This is a genomic window from Candidatus Blochmannia festinatus (nom. nud.), assembly GCF_059936355.1.
The window spans coordinates 1-19,429 of the sequence record NZ_CP012116.1 but is presented as its reverse complement, the minus strand read 5'-3'; the positions used below and the strand labels follow the sequence as shown (position 1 = coordinate 19,429).

The following is a 19,429-nucleotide window of genomic DNA, read 5'->3' as shown; positions in this document are numbered from 1 at the left end:
TTAGATTTAGATTTAATTTATTTTATCTCTATACGTCTTGGTTTTAACATATCTGGTAGCACTCTAACTAAATGTATATAAAGAATTCCCAGTTCTAATTTAGCACCAGTTATTTGAATATGCTCAGCTAATTGAAATTTTCTTTCAAAATCATGATCAGTAATACCTTGATATAAATAATTTTTATCACCTTGATTTTCATGATCAAGGTTATTGGTATGCGTACCTTTCACAATTAACATATTATCATGAGTGGTAATATCTAATTCATCATTTGTAAATCCAGCTACTACAATAGAAATGCAATATTTATGTTCACTAACTAATTCCACATTATAAGAGGGATAACTACCATTACCCTGTCCAATTTCTAAAAAATTTACTAATCGATCAAATCCAATAACAGATCCATACAATGGCGAGAAATCAAAATTATGCATAAACACCCCTCTTTTAAAGATATATTTAAAACAAAAAATAGATACAACTTAAAAATACAAATAATACTAACATACAGTAATACTTTAAACAATTTTTATTTTTAAAATAACACCATTAACTAAAAAATTTACACAAGTCTATTTTATGCAAGTACAAATAATACAATATTAAGTAATTTTTCTATCTGCCAATCCTATAAATTTACCTATCAATAATCTATGTTAGTAGCTTTTAACGCATTAGTTTCTATAAATTCACGCCTAGGTTCTACTATATCCCCCATTAAAATAGAAAATAAATTATCTGCTTCCAATGCATCCCTTATTGTTACATGCAACATACATCTATTTTGAGGATTCATAGTAGTTTCCCATAATTGATCTGGATTCATTTCTCCTAAACCTTTATAACGTTGTACAGTCAATCCTTTTCTTGATTCTTTCATCAACCATTCTATTGCCTGATTAAAAGAGCTTATATTCTTACGACGACCTTCATATTCAATATATCCATCTGACAATAACAATTCATTCATTTTTCTACCAAAAGAAACTAATTTTTTATATTCATAACTTTGAGTTAAAGCCATTCCTAACAAATAATCTTTATCTACACCATACGTTCGTATACGCAAAACAGGAAAAAAATATTCTCCTGTACAATCTTTTTTTATTGAAAAACTACAATGACTACCATATACTTCAAATTGATTTAACGATTTAATTAATAATTGCATCCAAATCTTTACATCTGAATAACTTGAATATTGCTCTTTAGATAGAGGAGGGTGATGTATAAATGTATTTAACAAAATTTTAGGAAATTTACGTTCCATCCTTATAATAATTTTTTGTATTACATGATATTCCAAAATCAAGTTTTTTAATCTTTGCTCCGACAATGGAATAGTATCATTAGAATTTAAATAAAATCGTGCGTTACGAGATGCTATAGATATTTGATATTGGTACATTTCTTCCTCATCTTTTAAATATTTCGATTTAGTCCCTTTCTGTACTTTATATAGAGGAGGTTGTGCTATAAATATATGACCTCTCTCAATAATTTCAGGCATATAACGATAAAAAAAAGTTAATAATAATGTACGAATATGTGCTCCATCGACATCTGCATCTGTCATCAAAATAATACTATGATAACGTAATCTATTCAAATTGTATTCACTTTGACCTATCCCGCAACCCAATGCCGTAATTAAAGTCATAACTTCTTGAGAAGACAACATCTTGTCAAATCGAGCTTTTTCTACGTTTAATATTTTACCTTTTAATGGTAAAATCGCTTGATTTTTTCGATTTCTACCTTGTTTTGCAGATCCACCTGCAGAATCTCCTTCTACTAAATACAACTCAGAATATACTGGATTTTTTTCTTGACAATCTGATAATTTTCCAGGTAAAACAGAAAAATCTGATAATCCTTTTCGTCGACTTAAGTCTCTAATTTTTCTTGCTGATTCCCGTGCTCGAGCTGCACTAATCACTTTTCCTATAATATTTTTAGAATCAGTTGGATTTTCTAAAAAAAATTCTGTTAATTTTTCATAAATTAAAGACTCAACAGCAGTCTTTACTTCTGACGATACTAATTTATCTTTAGTTTGAGAAGAAAACTTAGGATTTGGTATTTTAACAGATAAAATTGCAACAAGTCCTTCTCTAGCATCTTCTCCAAGAGTAACAATTTTAGTCTTTTTGTTACCATATCCCTCTTTATCTATATAAAAATGCATCGTACGCGTAATTGCAGATTTTAATCCTGATAAATGAGTACCACCATCTCGTTGAGGAATATTATTAGTAAAAGAATAAATTCTTTCTTGAAAAGAATCACACCATTGTAAAGCAGCTTCTACACTAATTTCACCTTTATTCCCAATACAATAAAATATATTAGAATGAATTGGTATTTTATTTATATTTAAATACTTAATAAATGCTTTAATTCCTCCACTACAACAAAAAGTTTCCTCTTTATTATTTCGACGATCACACAAAATAATTGATATTCCAGAATTCAAAAACGCTAATTCTTGAAAACGCCGGGCTAATATAGAATATTGAAATTCAGTTTTATTAGTAAATATTTTAAAATTCGGCCAAAAACGTATCGTAGTTCCACTTTTTTCACTATTTCCTATTACAGATAAAGGTGATTGTGGTTTCCCAAAACAATAAGTCTGTTTATAAATTTTAAAATCTCTCTCAATAACTAATTCTAATTTTTTAGATAATGCATTTACCACTGAAATCCCTACTCCATGCAATCCTCCCGATACCTTATAACTATTATTATCAAATTTACCACCAGCATGCAATATAGTCATAATAACTTCCGCTGATGATATGCCTTCTTCTTCATGCAATCCAGTAGGAATGCCTCGTCCATCATCTTTAACAGAAATTGAGTTATCTTGGTGAATAATTACCACTATTTCTTGACAATATCCTGCAATAGCCTCATCAATAGCATTATCTACAACTTCAAATACCATATGATGCAATCCAGTTCCATCATCAGTGTCCCCAATATACATGCCTGGTCGTCTTTTAACTGCATCTAATCCTTTTAACACCTTAATACTAGAAGCATCATAACAACTTAACATAATTTTGTCCTATATATAAATAAATTACACAAAATGTAACTATAGTATTACATATAAAACCGATTATTAATAATAATATCAATACACCATAAATATCTTTTCAAAACATATCATCTACATTAAGTAATTTGCTCTACTACCCTATAATAAACAAGTATAATTTACATATTATTATAATTAAAATTCATATCCTGATTATCACTATAATCCATCTGTAGATATGCTCTATATCTTAATTTTCTAATTATATATAATACTGCATGCACAATATATTAACTTAACACATAAAAAATAAGTACAATATATATTATCTTCATTATAAAAAATTAATATCATATTTTTATGGGCATTACGACATAGGTTGCTCCATAATGTTTAGGAACTCCCTCAATTTGAACGCTAGATACTGAATTCGTTAAAAAAAACTTTACAATTTGACTATCTATCACATTAACTATATCTATTAAATAATCTACATTAAAAGATATCTCAATATTTTCACATTCATATAATATCTCTAAAATTTCTTCTGATGTTTCTTGTTTAAAGTTATGCGCAGTTATTTTTAATTGATTATGTGTTAAATTAAAATTAATAATTCTAAGTTTTTCATTAGATAAAATAGATACTCGTTTTAATGCTTTCTTTAATATAACACGTTCAATTTTAAAAAATAATTTTGGTTTATTTGGAAATACTTTTTTATAATCTGGAAATACAGAATCAATCAATTTAGTATAAACAATATAATTATCAATTTTTATACAAATACTACTATCAAAAATTTTTATCTTAACTGAATCCTTAACAAAACTTAATAAACGTAAAATCTCTATAACTCCTTGACGAGGTATAATAATTGAATGCAATGGCAACAATGTATCCATAGCTATTTCACACATTGCTAATCGATGTCCATCAGTTGCTACAACTCGAATAACATATTCTTTAATTTCAAAAAAAATACCATTTAAATAATAACGAGTGTCATTGCATCCCATAGCAAATTTTGTTAACTCGATGACTTTCTTTAAAACCAATTGAGATACAATTACATGAGATTCGCAATCATCTTTCCATTTGTTTTTTTTGGGAAAATCGGAAGCAGATAAAGTAGACAAAATAAAACTACTAGATCCAGAATGAATAAAAAGTTTATTATTTTTAAATTTTATAAAAATTTTTGAACATTCTGATAAATTACGAAAAATTTCGTAAAATTTATAACCCGGCGCAGCAACAGGTTGAAAAATATATTTTTTATCTAAAATAGTGTGAGCTGTAATTTCTATTTCTAAATTAGTAACAGATATAAATAAACAATTATCTTCAATTTCTAATAAAAAATGTTTTAAGATTGGTAATCTTGGCCTATTATTAACGATAGAAATAATTTTTTGTAAAATTGGATATACAGATCGTCTTTCAATACAAAAATTCATAATCAAATAATTAACTAGTTCCTTGTATTAAATAATAAAAGGCACCCACACTAAAATCAGAATAATTATTATAATACCATATTTATGACATCATAATACTCATTTTAAAATAAATAAATCTTAATTAAATACAATTGACTTTATTAACTTTGTTCTATATAATTAAGGTTAAATATAAAAATATCTTTATAAAAGAACCGTGTTTTAAATAATCCGCGTAGCAAATAAGTAGTGTGCATTCATCATGAAACGTACTTTTCAACCTTCTGTATTAAAACGCAATAGAACACATGGATTCAGAACACGAATGTCAACTCGAAATGGAAGACGGATAATATCAAGGCGTAGATCTAAAAATCGAAGCAGATTAGTGGTATCTTCTTAAAAATTTATACAATTTTACAAATATTTATAACTAGTAAATAGTATTCAAATGAATAGAAACTGTTTATCAAAACAAATAAAATTATTAAATTCTGAAGAATTCCTTCTTGTTTTTAAAGAAAAAAAAATTATTAAATCATGTGGAATGTTTTTATTTAGTCGACCTAATCAGCTAGGATTTCCTAGAATAGGATTATCTATTTCTAAAAAATATATTCATCGATCATATGATCGAAATAAAATAAAACGATACGCACGAGAAACTTTTCGTATATTACAACATAATTTATTGGCTTCAGATTTCGTATTAACTGTTTACTCAAATAAAATTCTTTATTTAAAAGATAATTCTTTAAATAAAGAATTTAAAAAATTATGGAATCACCACAAACTCTACTAATAAAATTCATAATACTATTAATACGAATATACCAAATCATAATTAGCCCAGTACTAGGTAATCATTGTCGTTTTTCTGTAACATGTTCACAATATGGAATTAATTCAATACTTCAATTTGGAATACTAAAAGGCATTTGTCGAATATGTATTCGTATACTACAATGCCACCCTTTGATCTTTAAAAATAATAAAAACAACAAATCTTTTCAACTTAAAAAAACTAAGGATATAGTGAATATGGATGCACAACACAATTTTTTTATTGTAATTTTTTTAATTATTTCGTTTATATTATGGCAAACATGGGAAATCGAACATTATCATCAACATATTAATTCAGATAATATAAAAAATAATTATAAAAATTCATATTTTAATTCTGAAATATCAGATTCTTGTCTCCAAAAAAAATCACAGAAAAAAAATATATCTCATTTTACAGATAAAAACATAATTACAGTACAAACTGACGTTTTTTTATTAAAAATTAATACATACGGAGGAGATATTGAAGAAGCTTACCTAACTAATTATTCAGACAATTTAAATTCTAAAGAACCATTACATTTGTTAAATTCATCTAATAAATATCAATATCAAGCCCATAGCGGATTAATAATAAATAAACATCTTTCGAATGAAACTAATAGTCAATATGAAAAAATTCCATATACAAATACAACTAATCAAAACGAATATATTCTTGAAGATGATAAAAATACATTACAATTTACTTTAAAATATAGCAACCCTAATGGTATTATTTACTCAAAACATTATTTTTTTAATAGAAATGATTATTCTATACAAATATTCCATACTGTAGAAAACTCTAATATTTACCCTATATACATTAAATTATTTGGAAATTTAGTACAAAAAATAAATTGTTTTTCCACTCAACTAAAAAATGATAAAAACAAAACAATATTATCTTCTCATTATGAAGAGACAGCATATTCTACAAATACAGAAAAATACCGAAAATATAGCTTCAAAGACATAAAACATAAAAATTTAAATATTCACAGTTCTGGAGGATGGATTGCACTACTACAAAAATACTTTGTCGTAGCATGGTTACCTATTACTCCTTTAAATAATATTTTTTATACCACCTATATTGATGATAACGATATATCAATAGGATTTAAATCTAACTTAATACAAATCTCATCTGGACAACAAGAGAAATTTCAAACAATTCTATGGATGGGACCTAAAATTCAAGACAATATGAAACTAGCAGCCGCACCTAACTTAGATTTAGTTATCGATTATGGATGGTTCTGGTTTATTTCTCAACCATTATTTAAATTATTACAATTAATTCATAACTATATAAACAATTGGGGAGCATCAATCATATTAATTACAATAATAATTCGGATTGTTATGTATCCTATCACCAAAGCGCAATATACTTCTATAGCAAAAATACGTATGTTACAACCTAAGTTAATCTCAATACAAAAAAAATATAAAAATAATAAATATCAATATCATCAAAAAACTATAGAATTATATAAAAAAGAAAAAGTAAACCCATTAGGAGGATGTTTACCTTTACTAATACAAATGCCAATTTTTTTAGCATTATACTATATGCTATCAAATTCAGTTGAGCTAAGACATGCCAAATTTATATTTTGGATTAATGATTTATCAACACAAGACCCTTACTATATTTTACCAATAATTATGGGAATCACTATGTTCTTTATACAAAAATTATCTCCAACTACTATCACTGATCCAGCACAAAAAAAAATAATGACAATTATGCTAGCAACATTTACTATATTTTTTCTATGGTTTCCATCTGGATTAGTGCTATATTACACCGTAAGCAATATTATTACTATTATTCAACAACAAATTATTTATAATGGATTATCAAAACAAGGATTACAAAAATGAAAAAACTTAATCATTATTGATTATAAATTTGTTCGAATAAAAATACTTTATATAATTTATCGAGAATTATTCATCATTATCAATAATGATAATTACGTACATTATATTATGAACTATAATCCTGATACAATTGCTGCTATTTCTACTCCATTAGGAAAAGGGGGTATTGGAGTTATACGTATATCCGGAAAATTAGCTCCAAAAATTGCTTATAAATTACTAGGAAAAGTACCTAAACCTAGAACAGCAGAATATTTGCCATTTCGAAATAAACAAGGCTCCATAATAGATCAAGTAATCGCATTATTCTTCCCGCAACCAAATTCCTTTACAGGAGAAAATGTACTAGAAATACATGGTCATGGAGGATATATAATCCTAGATTTATTATTAAATAGTATTCTGGAAATATCTTCTAACATACGATTAGCAAATCCTGGAGAATTCACTGAAAGAGCTTTTTTAAATGAAAAAATAGATCTTATTCAAGCTGAATCAATAGCTGATATTATTGATGCTACTTCTTATCAAGCAGCTAAATCGGCTTGTAATTCCTTACAAGGATTCTTCTCTAACCAAATTCGTAGTATTCTAAATAAAATTACCTATTGCCGAATACATGTGGAATCATCTATTGATTTTTCTGATCAAGACATTGATACTACATCGTATAACAATATCAAAAATATTTTACAAGACATAATTAAAGACACAAAAAAAATATACAAATTAGCATGCTCTGGATCTTTATTAAGAGATGGTATAAAAATAATAATTGCAGGTAAACCCAATGCTGGAAAATCTAGTTTATTTAATTCACTAATAGGTATGGATAGAGCTATTGTAAGTAATATATCTGGAACTACACGAGATACTTTATATGAAACTATTCAATTAAATGGAATATCATTTCATATTACAGATACTGCAGGATTACAAGAAAATGGTACTAATGAAATAGAAATAATTAGCATGGAACGTACTAAAAATGAATTATTATTAGCTGATCACATTTTATGGGTTATAGATTCTAGTATTTGTTCCAATAATTATAATAACATACCATTATATCTAAAAAATATTCTTCTAAAAAGAAATACAAACACCACTCTTACTATAGTAAGAAATAAATCTGATTTAAGTTTAGAAAAAAATGAAATTTATGTAAAAAATGGATATACATATATTACTGTATCTGCATTATTAAATTCTGGCATAGATTTATTAAAAACACATCTATATGATAACGCAAAACATAAAATACAAAAATATGATCTTTCTCATTCTATTGGAGAAAATCAAAATAATTTTATCGCTCGAAAAAGACATTTACATATACTACAAAAAACTTATCGACATCTTTTATCTGCTCAAATACAATTAAAAACGATCAACACAATCATTCATGATTGTTTTGCGGAAGAATTAAAATATGCTTATAATGAATTAAATAAAATTTTTGGAAAATCTACATCTGATGATTTATTAAAAAAAATTTTCAGTTCATTTTGTATTGGAAAATAAATCATAAATAAATCTACATAAATGCAATGATAGTATTCATATCATTGTTAATCCTGTAAACTTGATACTCTTAAAAATATAATGAAAAATTTATTATTAAGTTATTCACTATAACAAAAAACCTTAATTAATTATCCTAAAATAATAAACTCAATACACTAAATATATTTATTTTTTAATAGTATATTTCTTTTTTTTATTTGAAATAGAAAATTGACGTATTCTACTAATTATTGTTTTTCCTTCCTCCACATTTTGAGTAACCGTAGTACCAGCTCCAATTACTGCATTCTTTCCAATTCTAACAGGAGCAATTAATTGACTATCAGATCCAATAAAAACATCATTTTCAATATGAGTGTGATGTTTCTTTATACCATCATAATTACAAATAACAGTTCCTGCTCCTATATTAACTTTTTCTCCTATTTCAGCATCACCTAAATAACTAAGATGACCAACTTTTGAATTTTTTCCTAATCGAATATTTTTCAATTCTACAAAATTTCCTATATATGTTTTTTCTTCCAATTGTGTTTTTGGTCTTAACCGAGAAAACGGCCCAATTTTACTTTTGAAATTTATTTTAGAATTTTCTATTAAAGAAAATGGATAAATAATAACATCATCTCCAACCTCTACATTTTTTAATATACAATTCGCTCCTATTCGAACACGATTACCTAAACAAACACATCCTTCAATAATTACGTTTACATCAATATATACATCTTTCCCAAATACCAAAGTTCCTCTTAAATCAAATCTATTTGGATCAGATATAGTTACTCCTAATTTTAACAAATTTTGTGCTTGATTTTTTTGATATTTTCGTTCTGCTGTAATTAAATCCAATTTATTATTTATCCCTATTACTTCAAACGTATTAATAGGATTTGTAGTATTAATATTATTTTTATTTTGATAAGCAATTTTTATAATATCAGTCAAATATAACTCATTCTTAACATTATTACGTTTTAACATTCCTAGCCAATTCTTCAAATATTTAGTCATAGAAATAAAAATACCAGAATTAATTTCTTTAATTTTTTTATAATCATCAGTAGTAATATCAGAGTCTTCTTGAATATCAACTACTTCATCAAATTTATTACGTACCACTCTTCCATATCCTGAAGGATCTTGAACATGAGATGTTAATAATGCAATATCACTCTTTAATTTTATAAACATCAATTTTTTTAAAGTTTCTACAGAAACAAGAGGAACGTCACCGTATAAAATTAAAATTTCAGAATCTTCATGCAACATAGGCAATACTTGTTGTACCGCATGTCCTGTTCCTTGAGGAATATCTTGAGACACCCAATAAACAGGTATTCCCTTACTATTTAAACAATTTTGCTTAATAAATATTTTTTTTATATCACTATATACTATATACAATGATAATTGTATATCTATCTTACTCACAGAATCAACTAAATGTTGTAACATAGTCTTCCCAGCTATCTGATGCATAACCTTAGGAATATCAGACAACATTCTTTTACCATGACCAGCAGCAAGAATAATCACATTAATTTTTTTATCCCACATAACTTATATTAAAACCAAAAAATATTATTTGTTTATCTGTAGTAGATAAACACACATAATAACTAGTTTCAAATTATATTGATATTTATTTTTACTTATTCCAAGATTAGAACAAATACATAAATAACTTGTATTGTATAATTAATACATCTAACAAAACATGTTTCGTTTTATTTTTAATAATTTAATAAACAATACTATGCATCATATATTAAATTATTTTTTTAACAACTTAATTAATCTAAGCTGAGCAATAGCTTTAGATATTTCTATAGAAATCTTAGTATAATTAACATCTCCATGATTCATATTTTTAATTTTTTCTTCTGCTAATCGTTTAGATTCCTGAGCTTTTTTTTCATCTAAATCTTCTGCTCTAATTGCTATATCTGCTAATATGGTAACTACATTTGGTTGTACCTCCAATACTCCTCCTGATATGTACATATACTCTTCATTATCAAGTACTTTTGAAATTATTAATACTCCAGGTTTTATTAAAGTAATTAAAGGAGAATGTCCAGGATAAATTCCCATTTCTCCTTCTACACCCATAACTTGAACTTTATCAATCATTCCATCAAATAATTTTTTTTCAACAGAAACTACATATAATTGAAAATTATAATCAATCATTTACTACAATACCACCTTACTATATTCTATCTTCAATAAAATAATTAAAATATTTATAAAATTAAAAAATAAAATTAAAGTTTTTTACTTTTCTTGATAGCTTCCTGAATAGACCCAACCATATAAAATGCTTGTTCTGGTAAATCATCATATTCTCCATTTATAATTCCTTTAAATCCTAAAATAGTATCTTGTAAAGACACATAAGCTCCAGAAAAACCAGTAAATACCTCAGCAACAAAAAATGGTTGAGATAAAAACTTCTGAATTTTTCTGGATCTTAATACTATTAGTTTATCTGATTCAGATAATTCATCCATACCTAAAATCGCAATAATATCTTTAAGTTCTTGATAACGCTGTAAAATAGATTTCACAGAATTAGCAACACTATAATGTTCTTCCCCCACAACTAACGGGTTTAATTGTTGACTATAAGAATCCAAAGGATCTACTGCAGGATATATGCCAAGCGCAGCAATTTGTCGACTTAAAACTATAGTAGCATCTAAATGAGCAAAAGTAGTAGTAGGAGAAGGATCAGTTAAATCATCTGCAGGAACATATATTGCTTGAACAGAAGTAATAGAACCAGATTTAGTAGACGCAATACGTTCTTGAAGCATACCCATCTCTTCAGATAATGTAGACTGATATCCTACTGCAGATGGAACTCTACCTAATAAAGCAGATACTTCAGTACCTGCTAGAGTATATCGATATATATTATCTATAAATAATAATACATCATAACCATCATCCCTAAATTTTTCAGATATAGTAAGACCAGTTAAAGCAACACGAAATCTATTTCCAGGTGGCTCATTCATTTGTCCATATACTAAAGCAACTTTATCAATAATATTTGAATGTATCATTTCATGATACAAATCATTTCCCTCACGAGTACGTTCTCCTACTCCAACAAATACTGAATAACCAGAATGTTCTATAGCTATATTTCGAATCAACTCCATAATATTAACAGTCTTACCAACACCAGCTCCACCAAATAAACCTATTTTTCCTCCTTTAATAAAAGGACACATCAAATCTATAACCTTAATTCCAGTTACTAATAATTCTTGATTTGTTGATAACTCATCATACAATGGAGCAGGACTATATATAGACCTCTTTTCAGTTACTTGAATAGGACCCTTCATATCTACAGGCTCTCCTAATACATTCATAATCCTACCTAAAGTTTTCTTTCCTACTGGAACTTCAATACACTTTTTTAAATTCATTACGACTAATCCTCTTCGTAATCCATCCGTACTTTCCATGGCAATACAACGAACTACTCCTCTTCCTAATTGTTGTTCTACTTCTAAAGTTATCTTTTTCTTACCTTCATCATGATTATTATCAATATATACTTCTAGTGCATGATACAAATTAGGAACTTCATTTTTCTTAAACTCTACATCTACTACCGCCCCAATAATCTGAACAATTCTTCCAAAATTCATACAACTACACCTTAATAATTTTATATTTATACTACAGAAGCTCCTGAAATAATTTCAGTGAGCTCTTGAGTAATTTTTGATTGTCTAATTTTATTATAAGATAATTTCAAATCTTTAATAAGAGTTTCTCCATTATCTGAAGCAACTTTCATTGCCATCATACGAGCAGACTGCTCACTAGCTAAATTTTCAACTACTCCTTGATACACTTGTGATTCAATATACCTATTTAATAAAATATCCAATAATATTTTTGGATCAGGTTCATATAAATAATCCCAATATTTAGTCATCATTTTATTTTTATTTGCATTAGAAAGAATAGGTAAAATTTGAAAAATTTTAGGAACATAAGTCAATGTATTAACAAATTTATTATAAACTATATTTAATAAATCTATTTGATTATCACAATATAATTTTAACATTATTCTAACTGATCCAATTAAATCAGATATTCTAGGTACCTCTCCTAAACCAGAGGTATAACTGACTATCGTAATATTATCAATGTAATTAAAAAAAGAAGCAGCTTTTGAACCAATCACAGCAAGTTTAACTTTTATATTCAATTCATTCCATTTATTTATATCATTTAACAATATTTTAAATAAATTAGTATTTAATCCTCCGGCTAATCCTCGATCACTGGATATAATCCAGTATCCAACAGATTTTATTTTTCTTTCTAAAAGATAAACATGTTTATATTCTAATTTTCCCAATGCAATATGACTGATTACTCTTTTAATATTATCTGAATATGGCTTACTAATAAACATCAGTTTTTGTGCTTTATACATTTTTGATGCAGAAATCATTTCCATTGCTTTAGCAAGCTTTTGTATATTCCGAATACTCTTTATTTTGTCCCGTACTTCCTTAATGTTTTCCATGTTCTTATCATATACAAATAAATATTAATTAAACTCATTTGAGTTAAATTCTTTCAAAATTTTATGAAATTTTAATTCAATAGCAACATCATATACACCATTAATATTAATATGTTTGATCAATTCTGATTCAGTACGATTAAAATATGATATTAACTCAGACTCAAATCTACTAATTTTTGACACCTCAATATCATCCAAATAACCAAAAATTACTGCAAATAAAACTATAGATTGATGCGCAATAGGCATAGTATAGTATTGTTTTTGTTTTAACAACTCAGTAACTTTTTGTCCATGACACAATTGTTTTCTTGTTGTGTTATCTAATTCAGAAGAAAATTGCGAAAAAGCAGCTAATTCTCTATATTGAGCTAAAGCAGTTCTGATATTTCCTGATAAAACCTTCATTATTTTCGTTTGAGCTGCACCACCTACTCTTGATACAGAAATTCCTGGATTAACTGCAGGACGAATCCCAGAATTAAATAAACTAGATTCTAAAAAAATCTGACCATCAGTTATAGAAATAACATTAGTTGGAATAAATGCGGATACATCACCCGATTGAGTTTCAATAATAGGCAAAGCAGTTAACGACCCAGTTTTTCCTACTACTTTTCCTTGAGTATGTTTTTCAACATATTTAACACTCACTTTTGCAGATCTTTCTAATAACCGAGAATGTAAATAAAATATATCTCCTGGATAAGCTTCTCTTCCTGGAGGTCTCCTTAAAAGTAAAGAAATCTGACGATATGCTATAGCTTGTTTAGATAAATCATCATATACAATTAATGCATCCTCTCCATTATCTCTAAAATATTCACCCATCGCGCATCCAACATATGGTGCTAAATATTGTAACACTGCCAATTCAGAAGCTGAAGCTAAAATTACAATAGTATTATCTAATGCGCGATATTCTTCCAATTTTTTTACCACATTAGCAACAGTTGTTGCTTTTTGCCCAATAGCAACATAAATACATTTTACTCCGCTAAAACGTTGATTAATAATAGTGTCTATTGCTAATGAAGATTTTCCTGTTTGTCTATCTCCTATTATTAACTCACGTTGACCTTTACCAATAGGTATCATAGAATCAATGGATTTGTATCCAGTTTGAATAGGTTCACTAATTGATTGCCTATCAATAACCCCAGGAGCTTTAGATTCGATGGGATAATAACAAGAACAATTTATTGAACCTTTATTATCTATCGGCACACCTAATGCATTTACCACTCTTCCCAATAATTCTTTCCCAACTGGTACTCTTAAAATATCTCCTGTACACTTCACTAACATCCCTTCAGATATATTTTCATATGATCCTAATACTACAGCCCCTACAGAATTTCGTTCTAAATTTAACGCAATTGCAAACTTATTGTGTTCTGGCAAAGCAATCATTTCACCCTGCATAACATTAGACAATCCATATATATATATAATTCCATCTCCTACAGTAGTAATAATACCTTCATTACGCATTTCAGTTTCAATATTAAACTGTCTTATACGACGTTTTATTAATTCACTAATTTCACTTGAGTTTAATTTCATAAAAATTTGTACCATTAATATTAAAATTAATTAAAATTGTAACATATTGCGCAAACGTAATATTCGACCTTTTATACTACCATCAATCACTGTATCTCCTATATAGATTACTATACCACCAATAATATTTTCATGTACGTAATGTGTTACTTTTAATTTTTTAGACACATACTTTGTCATAATTGTAGAAATTTTTTGAAGTTGATTATCATGTAGTTCTTTAGCTGAAATTATTTTTACTTTTAAAAAATTTGTATATGCATCATTTAAATCATTAAATTGATCAAAAATCATTGAAAATAATAATATTCTATTATTCTCAGAAACAACATATACAAAATTTTTACTAAAAGTATCCAACTCTTTGTAATGTTCACAAATATTAATAAATATTTGTGAAATCATTTCTGAAGATAATAATCTATAACATAAAGATTGAACAAAAAAATTTTGGCTAATTTTTGAAAATAATTCAAGTAATTCCTTCCAATAATCTATAGTATCTTGTTCTATAGATAAATCAAATACAGCTTTAGCATAAATATATGCTATGGTATCTGAAATAAACATTTAATCCTCGTGGGTTAAATTTTTCATAATGTTATGAATATAATCATCACTAATAATATTGTTAACAGACTTACCAATAATTCTCTCTACACCTTCTATAATGAATTGACCCATCTCTCTTTTCAACTCATCAGCAACACGTTTTTTTTCTTGATCAATTCGAATTTTTGCTTTACATATAATTTCATTATACTCTTGATTCGATTTATATCGTGCTTCATCCAGTATTTGAGTTTTGTATTTATAAGCATGTTTAATAATTTCTTCAGCTTTTATTCTAGCCTGATTTAAACAAGACTTCGCTTCATTATTCATAAGTTCACATTTTATTTGTACTTGCTTTATTTCTTCCAAACTGTCAGAAATTCTTTTTCTCCGTTTTTCAATAACTGTTATTAATGGGGTCCATACATATTTCATACAAAACCATACAAATAAAATAAACGAAATTGATTGACCTAAAATCGTCGCATTAAAATTCACAGTACTAAATCCAATAGTAATTAAACACAAAAAATCATAAAAACTTATTTATTATAAAATACAACAATACATAAAATAGAAAACCATTCTAAACTTAAACCACTGCAAACATAACGTATAATCCTAACCCTACAGTAATCATAGGTATTGCATCAACTAATCCCATAACAATAAAAAATTGAGTACGAAGTATAGGAATCAAATCAGGTTGTCTAGCTGCCCCTTCTAAAAATTTACTCCCTAAAATTCCAATACCAATAGATGCTCCAATAGCTGCCAATCCCATCATTATAGCTGCAGCAATATATAACATATCAAAATTTAAATTTTCCATAACAATAATTTACCTCTTTCTTTTTATCATAATTATTTCTTATCAATAGATTTCATTGCTTTTTTGATATTACATTATAAATCACAATTTTGAATGTGTCTGTACTTCAGATAAATAAATGATTGTCAATACCATAAAAATAAAAGCTTGTAACACAATAATTAAAATATGAAACACAGCCCATGGAACACTTAATATCCATTGACACCACCAAGGTAATAAACCAGCTATCAATATAAAAATCAACTCACCGGAATACATATTTCCAAACAATCTCAAACTTAAGGATACTGGTTTAGAAAATAAACTGATCACTTCCAAAACAAAATTTATAGGAATACATAAAAAATTATTGAAAGGACGATATATTAAATCTGAAAATAATCCAGTTATACCGTTAATTTTTATATTATAAAATAACATTAAAATAAATATATTTAAAGCCATTGAGCAAGTGATATTAATATCAGCTGAAGGAACTATTCTCAACGAAGGAAATCCAAAAATATTATTAGCCACACATGGGATGAAATCTATAGGAATTAAATCCATAGCATTCATTAAAATAATCCAAACAAAAACCGTCATTGATAAAGGAGAAATTATTTTATTTGTTACTCCATAAGACATATCTTTAACATAATGATCGATAAATAATATTACTAATTCTAAAAATGTTTGAAGCTTACCTGGAATATATAAAGTTGCTGATTTTGCTATACAACTTGAAATTATTAAAAATAATGCACACAATAATATAGAAAAAAATAAAGAATCAATATTCAGTACCCAAAAAGATGTTGATACTTCTGAAGTTATCCAATTCCAATGTTTTAAATCAAACTGTAAATGATGAAGATGGTGCTCAATATATTGCTGAGTAGAATTTTTAATATCTAACATAATTTCTCTCTAAATAATTAACAATGCTTATTATTAAAATAATTATAATAATCAACTAAATATAATGTTTAATAAACGTAACTCATAAAATATATTATTTCTATATAAAACATTGCTTATACTTACTATAAGTATAATCATTACATAATAAATACTTATAATATTAAACCATAATTTCATTTATCAATATTCTCTATTAAAATAATTGAAAATTAATCACCTCATATAACAAAATAATAAACAATTTCATACTTAAACTATTTCAACATAGGATTATAAAAATTACTCCTGTTAACATTTATATACTTACTTTATATCATAAAGTTACATGCAATATCTTCATACTATAACAATTGATACTATTCTTTTTTAAAAAGAAATCCCTGTTTCTTTAACCAAATTAATAAATTAGAAATAGCTGCAGGAGTAATTCCTTCAATTCTAGAAGCTTGACCTATAGAGTAGGGTCTATAATAATTAAGCTTATCAATTACTTCCATTGATAATCCAGAAATATCATGATAATTAATATCAATAGGTAATACAGTATCTTCATTACGTAAATGTTTATTAATTTCTTCTTGTTGACGACGTAAATATCCTGCATATTTAACTTGAATTTCAATTTGTTCATACACTTGATTATCCGATATAACTGGTTTAAATACACTTAATTGAAGTAAAGTAGAATAATTAATTTCTGGTCTTTTTAATAACTTTTCTCCATTTAATTTATTAGTTAGAAAAGATGATTTCAAAATACTATTTAGTTTCATAGCATCAGTAGTATTTGGAAAAATATAAGTATTTCGTAATCTTTGAAATTCTCTCTCAATATTTTCTTGTTTTAAACAAAAAATTTTCCATCTATTGTCATTTATTAAACCAAGTTTTCGGGCAATATTAGTTAACCTTAAATCAGCATTATCCTCTCTTAAAGATAAACGATACTCCGCTCTAGATGTAAACATACGATAAGGTTCCTTAGCACCATGTGTACATAAATCGTCTACCAACACACCTAAATATGCTTGATCTCGTCTTGGATACCACCCTGATTTATTTTGAGCATATCTAGCTGCATTAATACCAGATAATAATCCTTGTGCTGCTGCTTCTTCATAACCAGTGGTTCCATTAATCTGACCAGACAAAAACAAACCCGAAATCAACTTACTTTCTAATGTTAACTTCAAATCTATAGGATTAAAAAAATCATACTCAATCGCATACCCTGGCCTTAATATATGAGAATTCTCTAACCCTTTAATAGATTGTACAATTTGAACTTGAATATGAAATGGTAAACTAGTTGAAATACCATTTAAATATATTTCTGATGTCGTCAATCCTTCAGGCTCTAAAAAAATCTGATGAGCTTCTTTATCTGAAAAACGTGTTATTTTATCTTCAATAGACGGACAATAACGAGGGGGAACCCCATTTATTAATCCTGTATATACAGGACTATAATGCAAATTTGATCTAATGATATCATGTGTTTTACTATTAGTATGTGTGATATAACAAGGAATTTGCTTAGGATGCTGCTTTGATGATCCTAAAAATGAAAATACAGGAACAGGATTATCACTATGTTGAGCAAACATACATTCAAAATTTACCCCTTTAGAATGTATTCTAGGAGAAGTTCCAGTTTTAAGACGGCTCATTCTTAAGGATAATTCCTGTAATTTTTTCGATAATAAGGATGACGATTCTAAATCCCCCGCTCTTCCTCCATGAAAATTCTTCATACCAATATAAATTTTCCCATTAAGAAAAGTACCTGTTGTTAATACAACAGATTTCGCATAGATTTTAGTTTCTATTTTTGGAATAACAACCCCTATTATTTTATTTTGACTAATAATTACATCTTCTACTGATGCCTGTAAAATATATAAATAATTCTGATTCTCTAAATATTTTCGTATAATTTGACGATATAATATTTTATCTGCCTGCGCTCTGGTTGATTTAACTGCAGCTCCTTTACTACTATTTAATATTCTAAATTGAATTCCTGATTGATCAATAGCGCTAGCCATAATTCCACCCATTGCATCTACTTCTTTTACCAAATGACCCTTACCAATACCTCCAATAGATGGATTGCAAGACATCTGTCCAAGAGTATCAATATTATGTGTAATTAATAAAGTATTACATTGTAACGTAGACGATGCCAATGCCGCTTCCGTTCCAGCATGCCCACCTCCTACAACAATAACATCAAATTTGGTTAAATAAGACAT

17 protein-coding genes are annotated in these 19,429 nt (G+C 26.9%); 4 read left to right on the top strand and 13 right to left on the bottom strand.

Annotation, left to right across the window (positions count from 1 at the left end; all coding sequences use genetic code 11):
• Positions 1–17: 17 nt before the first annotated feature.
• From Bfest607_RS00085 to dnaN, 3 genes are all read right to left on the bottom strand, one after another.
• On the bottom strand, positions 18–440 hold the full coding sequence (locus Bfest607_RS00085; RefSeq protein WP_500825338.1) for an Hsp20 family protein: 423 nt from the start codon (positions 438–440) through the stop codon (positions 18–20).
• A gap of 209 nt (positions 441–649) precedes the next feature.
• Positions 650–3,070: a DNA topoisomerase (ATP-hydrolyzing) subunit B gene (gyrB, locus tag Bfest607_RS00080; RefSeq protein WP_500838300.1), complete on the bottom strand. Its 2,421-nt coding sequence runs from the start codon at positions 3,068–3,070 to the stop codon at positions 650–652.
• A 332-nt stretch (positions 3,071–3,402) separates the two neighbouring features.
• Positions 3,403–4,512: a DNA polymerase III subunit beta gene (dnaN, locus tag Bfest607_RS00075; protein ID WP_500838299.1), complete on the bottom strand. Its 1,110-nt coding sequence runs from the start codon at positions 4,510–4,512 to the stop codon at positions 3,403–3,405.
• Positions 4,513–4,756: 244 nt separating this feature from the next.
• Here dnaN and rpmH point away from each other — a divergent pair, with 244 nt between their 5' ends.
• From rpmH to mnmE, 4 genes are all read left to right on the top strand, one after another.
• Positions 4,757–4,897 carry a 50S ribosomal protein L34 gene (gene rpmH, locus Bfest607_RS00070; protein ID WP_500838298.1) on the top strand — a complete coding sequence of 47 codons (141 nt, stop codon included), beginning with the start codon at positions 4,757–4,759 and terminating at the stop codon, positions 4,895–4,897.
• A 48-nt stretch (positions 4,898–4,945) separates the two neighbouring features.
• Positions 4,946–5,296, top strand: coding sequence for a ribonuclease P protein component (gene rnpA, locus Bfest607_RS00065; RefSeq protein ID WP_500838297.1), 351 nt, complete (start codon positions 4,946–4,948; stop codon positions 5,294–5,296).
• Entirely contained in the window at positions 5,272–7,218 is a 1,947-nt protein-coding gene (gene yidC, locus Bfest607_RS00060) for a membrane protein insertase YidC (RefSeq protein ID WP_500838296.1), read from the top strand. The genes rnpA and yidC overlap by 25 nt, the downstream gene beginning before the upstream one ends.
• Positions 7,219–7,326: 108 nt before the next feature.
• Positions 7,327–8,742, top strand: coding sequence for a tRNA uridine-5-carboxymethylaminomethyl(34) synthesis GTPase MnmE (gene mnmE, locus Bfest607_RS00055; protein WP_500838295.1), 1,416 nt, complete (start codon positions 7,327–7,329; stop codon positions 8,740–8,742).
• 168 nt (positions 8,743–8,910) lie between these two features.
• On the opposite strand, the gene glmU is transcribed toward mnmE, so the two are convergent.
• From glmU to mnmG, 10 genes are all read right to left on the bottom strand, one after another.
• On the bottom strand, positions 8,911–10,305 hold the full coding sequence (gene glmU / locus Bfest607_RS00050; RefSeq protein WP_500838294.1) for a bifunctional UDP-N-acetylglucosamine diphosphorylase/glucosamine-1-phosphate N-acetyltransferase GlmU: 1,395 nt from the start codon (positions 10,303–10,305) through the stop codon (positions 8,911–8,913).
• Positions 10,306–10,521: 216 nt separating this feature from the next.
• Positions 10,522–10,941 carry a F0F1 ATP synthase subunit epsilon gene (locus Bfest607_RS00045; RefSeq protein ID WP_500838293.1) on the bottom strand — a complete coding sequence of 140 codons (420 nt, stop codon included), beginning with the start codon at positions 10,939–10,941 and terminating at the stop codon, positions 10,522–10,524.
• Between the two features lie 74 nt (positions 10,942–11,015).
• Positions 11,016–12,416, bottom strand: a complete 1,401-nt coding sequence (gene atpD / locus Bfest607_RS00040; RefSeq protein ID WP_500838292.1) for a F0F1 ATP synthase subunit beta — start codon at positions 12,414–12,416, stop codon at positions 11,016–11,018.
• Between the two features lie 26 nt (positions 12,417–12,442).
• The gene (atpG, locus tag Bfest607_RS00035) at positions 12,443–13,312 is read right to left on the bottom strand and encodes a F0F1 ATP synthase subunit gamma (protein WP_500838291.1); all 870 of its coding nucleotides are present in this window, start codon (positions 13,310–13,312) and stop codon (positions 12,443–12,445) included.
• A 24-nt stretch (positions 13,313–13,336) separates the two neighbouring features.
• Positions 13,337–14,881, bottom strand: a complete 1,545-nt coding sequence (gene atpA / locus Bfest607_RS00030) for a F0F1 ATP synthase subunit alpha (protein WP_500838290.1) — start codon at positions 14,879–14,881, stop codon at positions 13,337–13,339.
• Between the two features lie 30 nt (positions 14,882–14,911).
• Positions 14,912–15,451 (bottom strand): F0F1 ATP synthase subunit delta, encoded by a 540-nt coding sequence (locus Bfest607_RS00025; protein WP_500838289.1) that lies wholly within the window; start codon positions 15,449–15,451, stop codon positions 14,912–14,914.
• Positions 15,452–15,964, bottom strand: a complete 513-nt coding sequence (locus tag Bfest607_RS00020) for a F0F1 ATP synthase subunit B (RefSeq protein WP_500838288.1) — start codon at positions 15,962–15,964, stop codon at positions 15,452–15,454.
• Between the two features lie 64 nt (positions 15,965–16,028).
• Positions 16,029–16,268, bottom strand: coding sequence for a F0F1 ATP synthase subunit C (gene atpE, locus Bfest607_RS00015; RefSeq protein WP_500838287.1), 240 nt, complete (start codon positions 16,266–16,268; stop codon positions 16,029–16,031).
• Positions 16,269–16,349: 81 nt separating this feature from the next.
• On the bottom strand, positions 16,350–17,171 hold the full coding sequence (gene atpB / locus Bfest607_RS00010; protein ID WP_500838286.1) for a F0F1 ATP synthase subunit A: 822 nt from the start codon (positions 17,169–17,171) through the stop codon (positions 16,350–16,352).
• Positions 17,172–17,530: 359 nt separating this feature from the next.
• Positions 17,531–19,429, bottom strand: coding sequence for a tRNA uridine-5-carboxymethylaminomethyl(34) synthesis enzyme MnmG (mnmG, locus tag Bfest607_RS00005; RefSeq protein WP_500838285.1), 1,899 nt, complete (start codon positions 19,427–19,429; stop codon positions 17,531–17,533).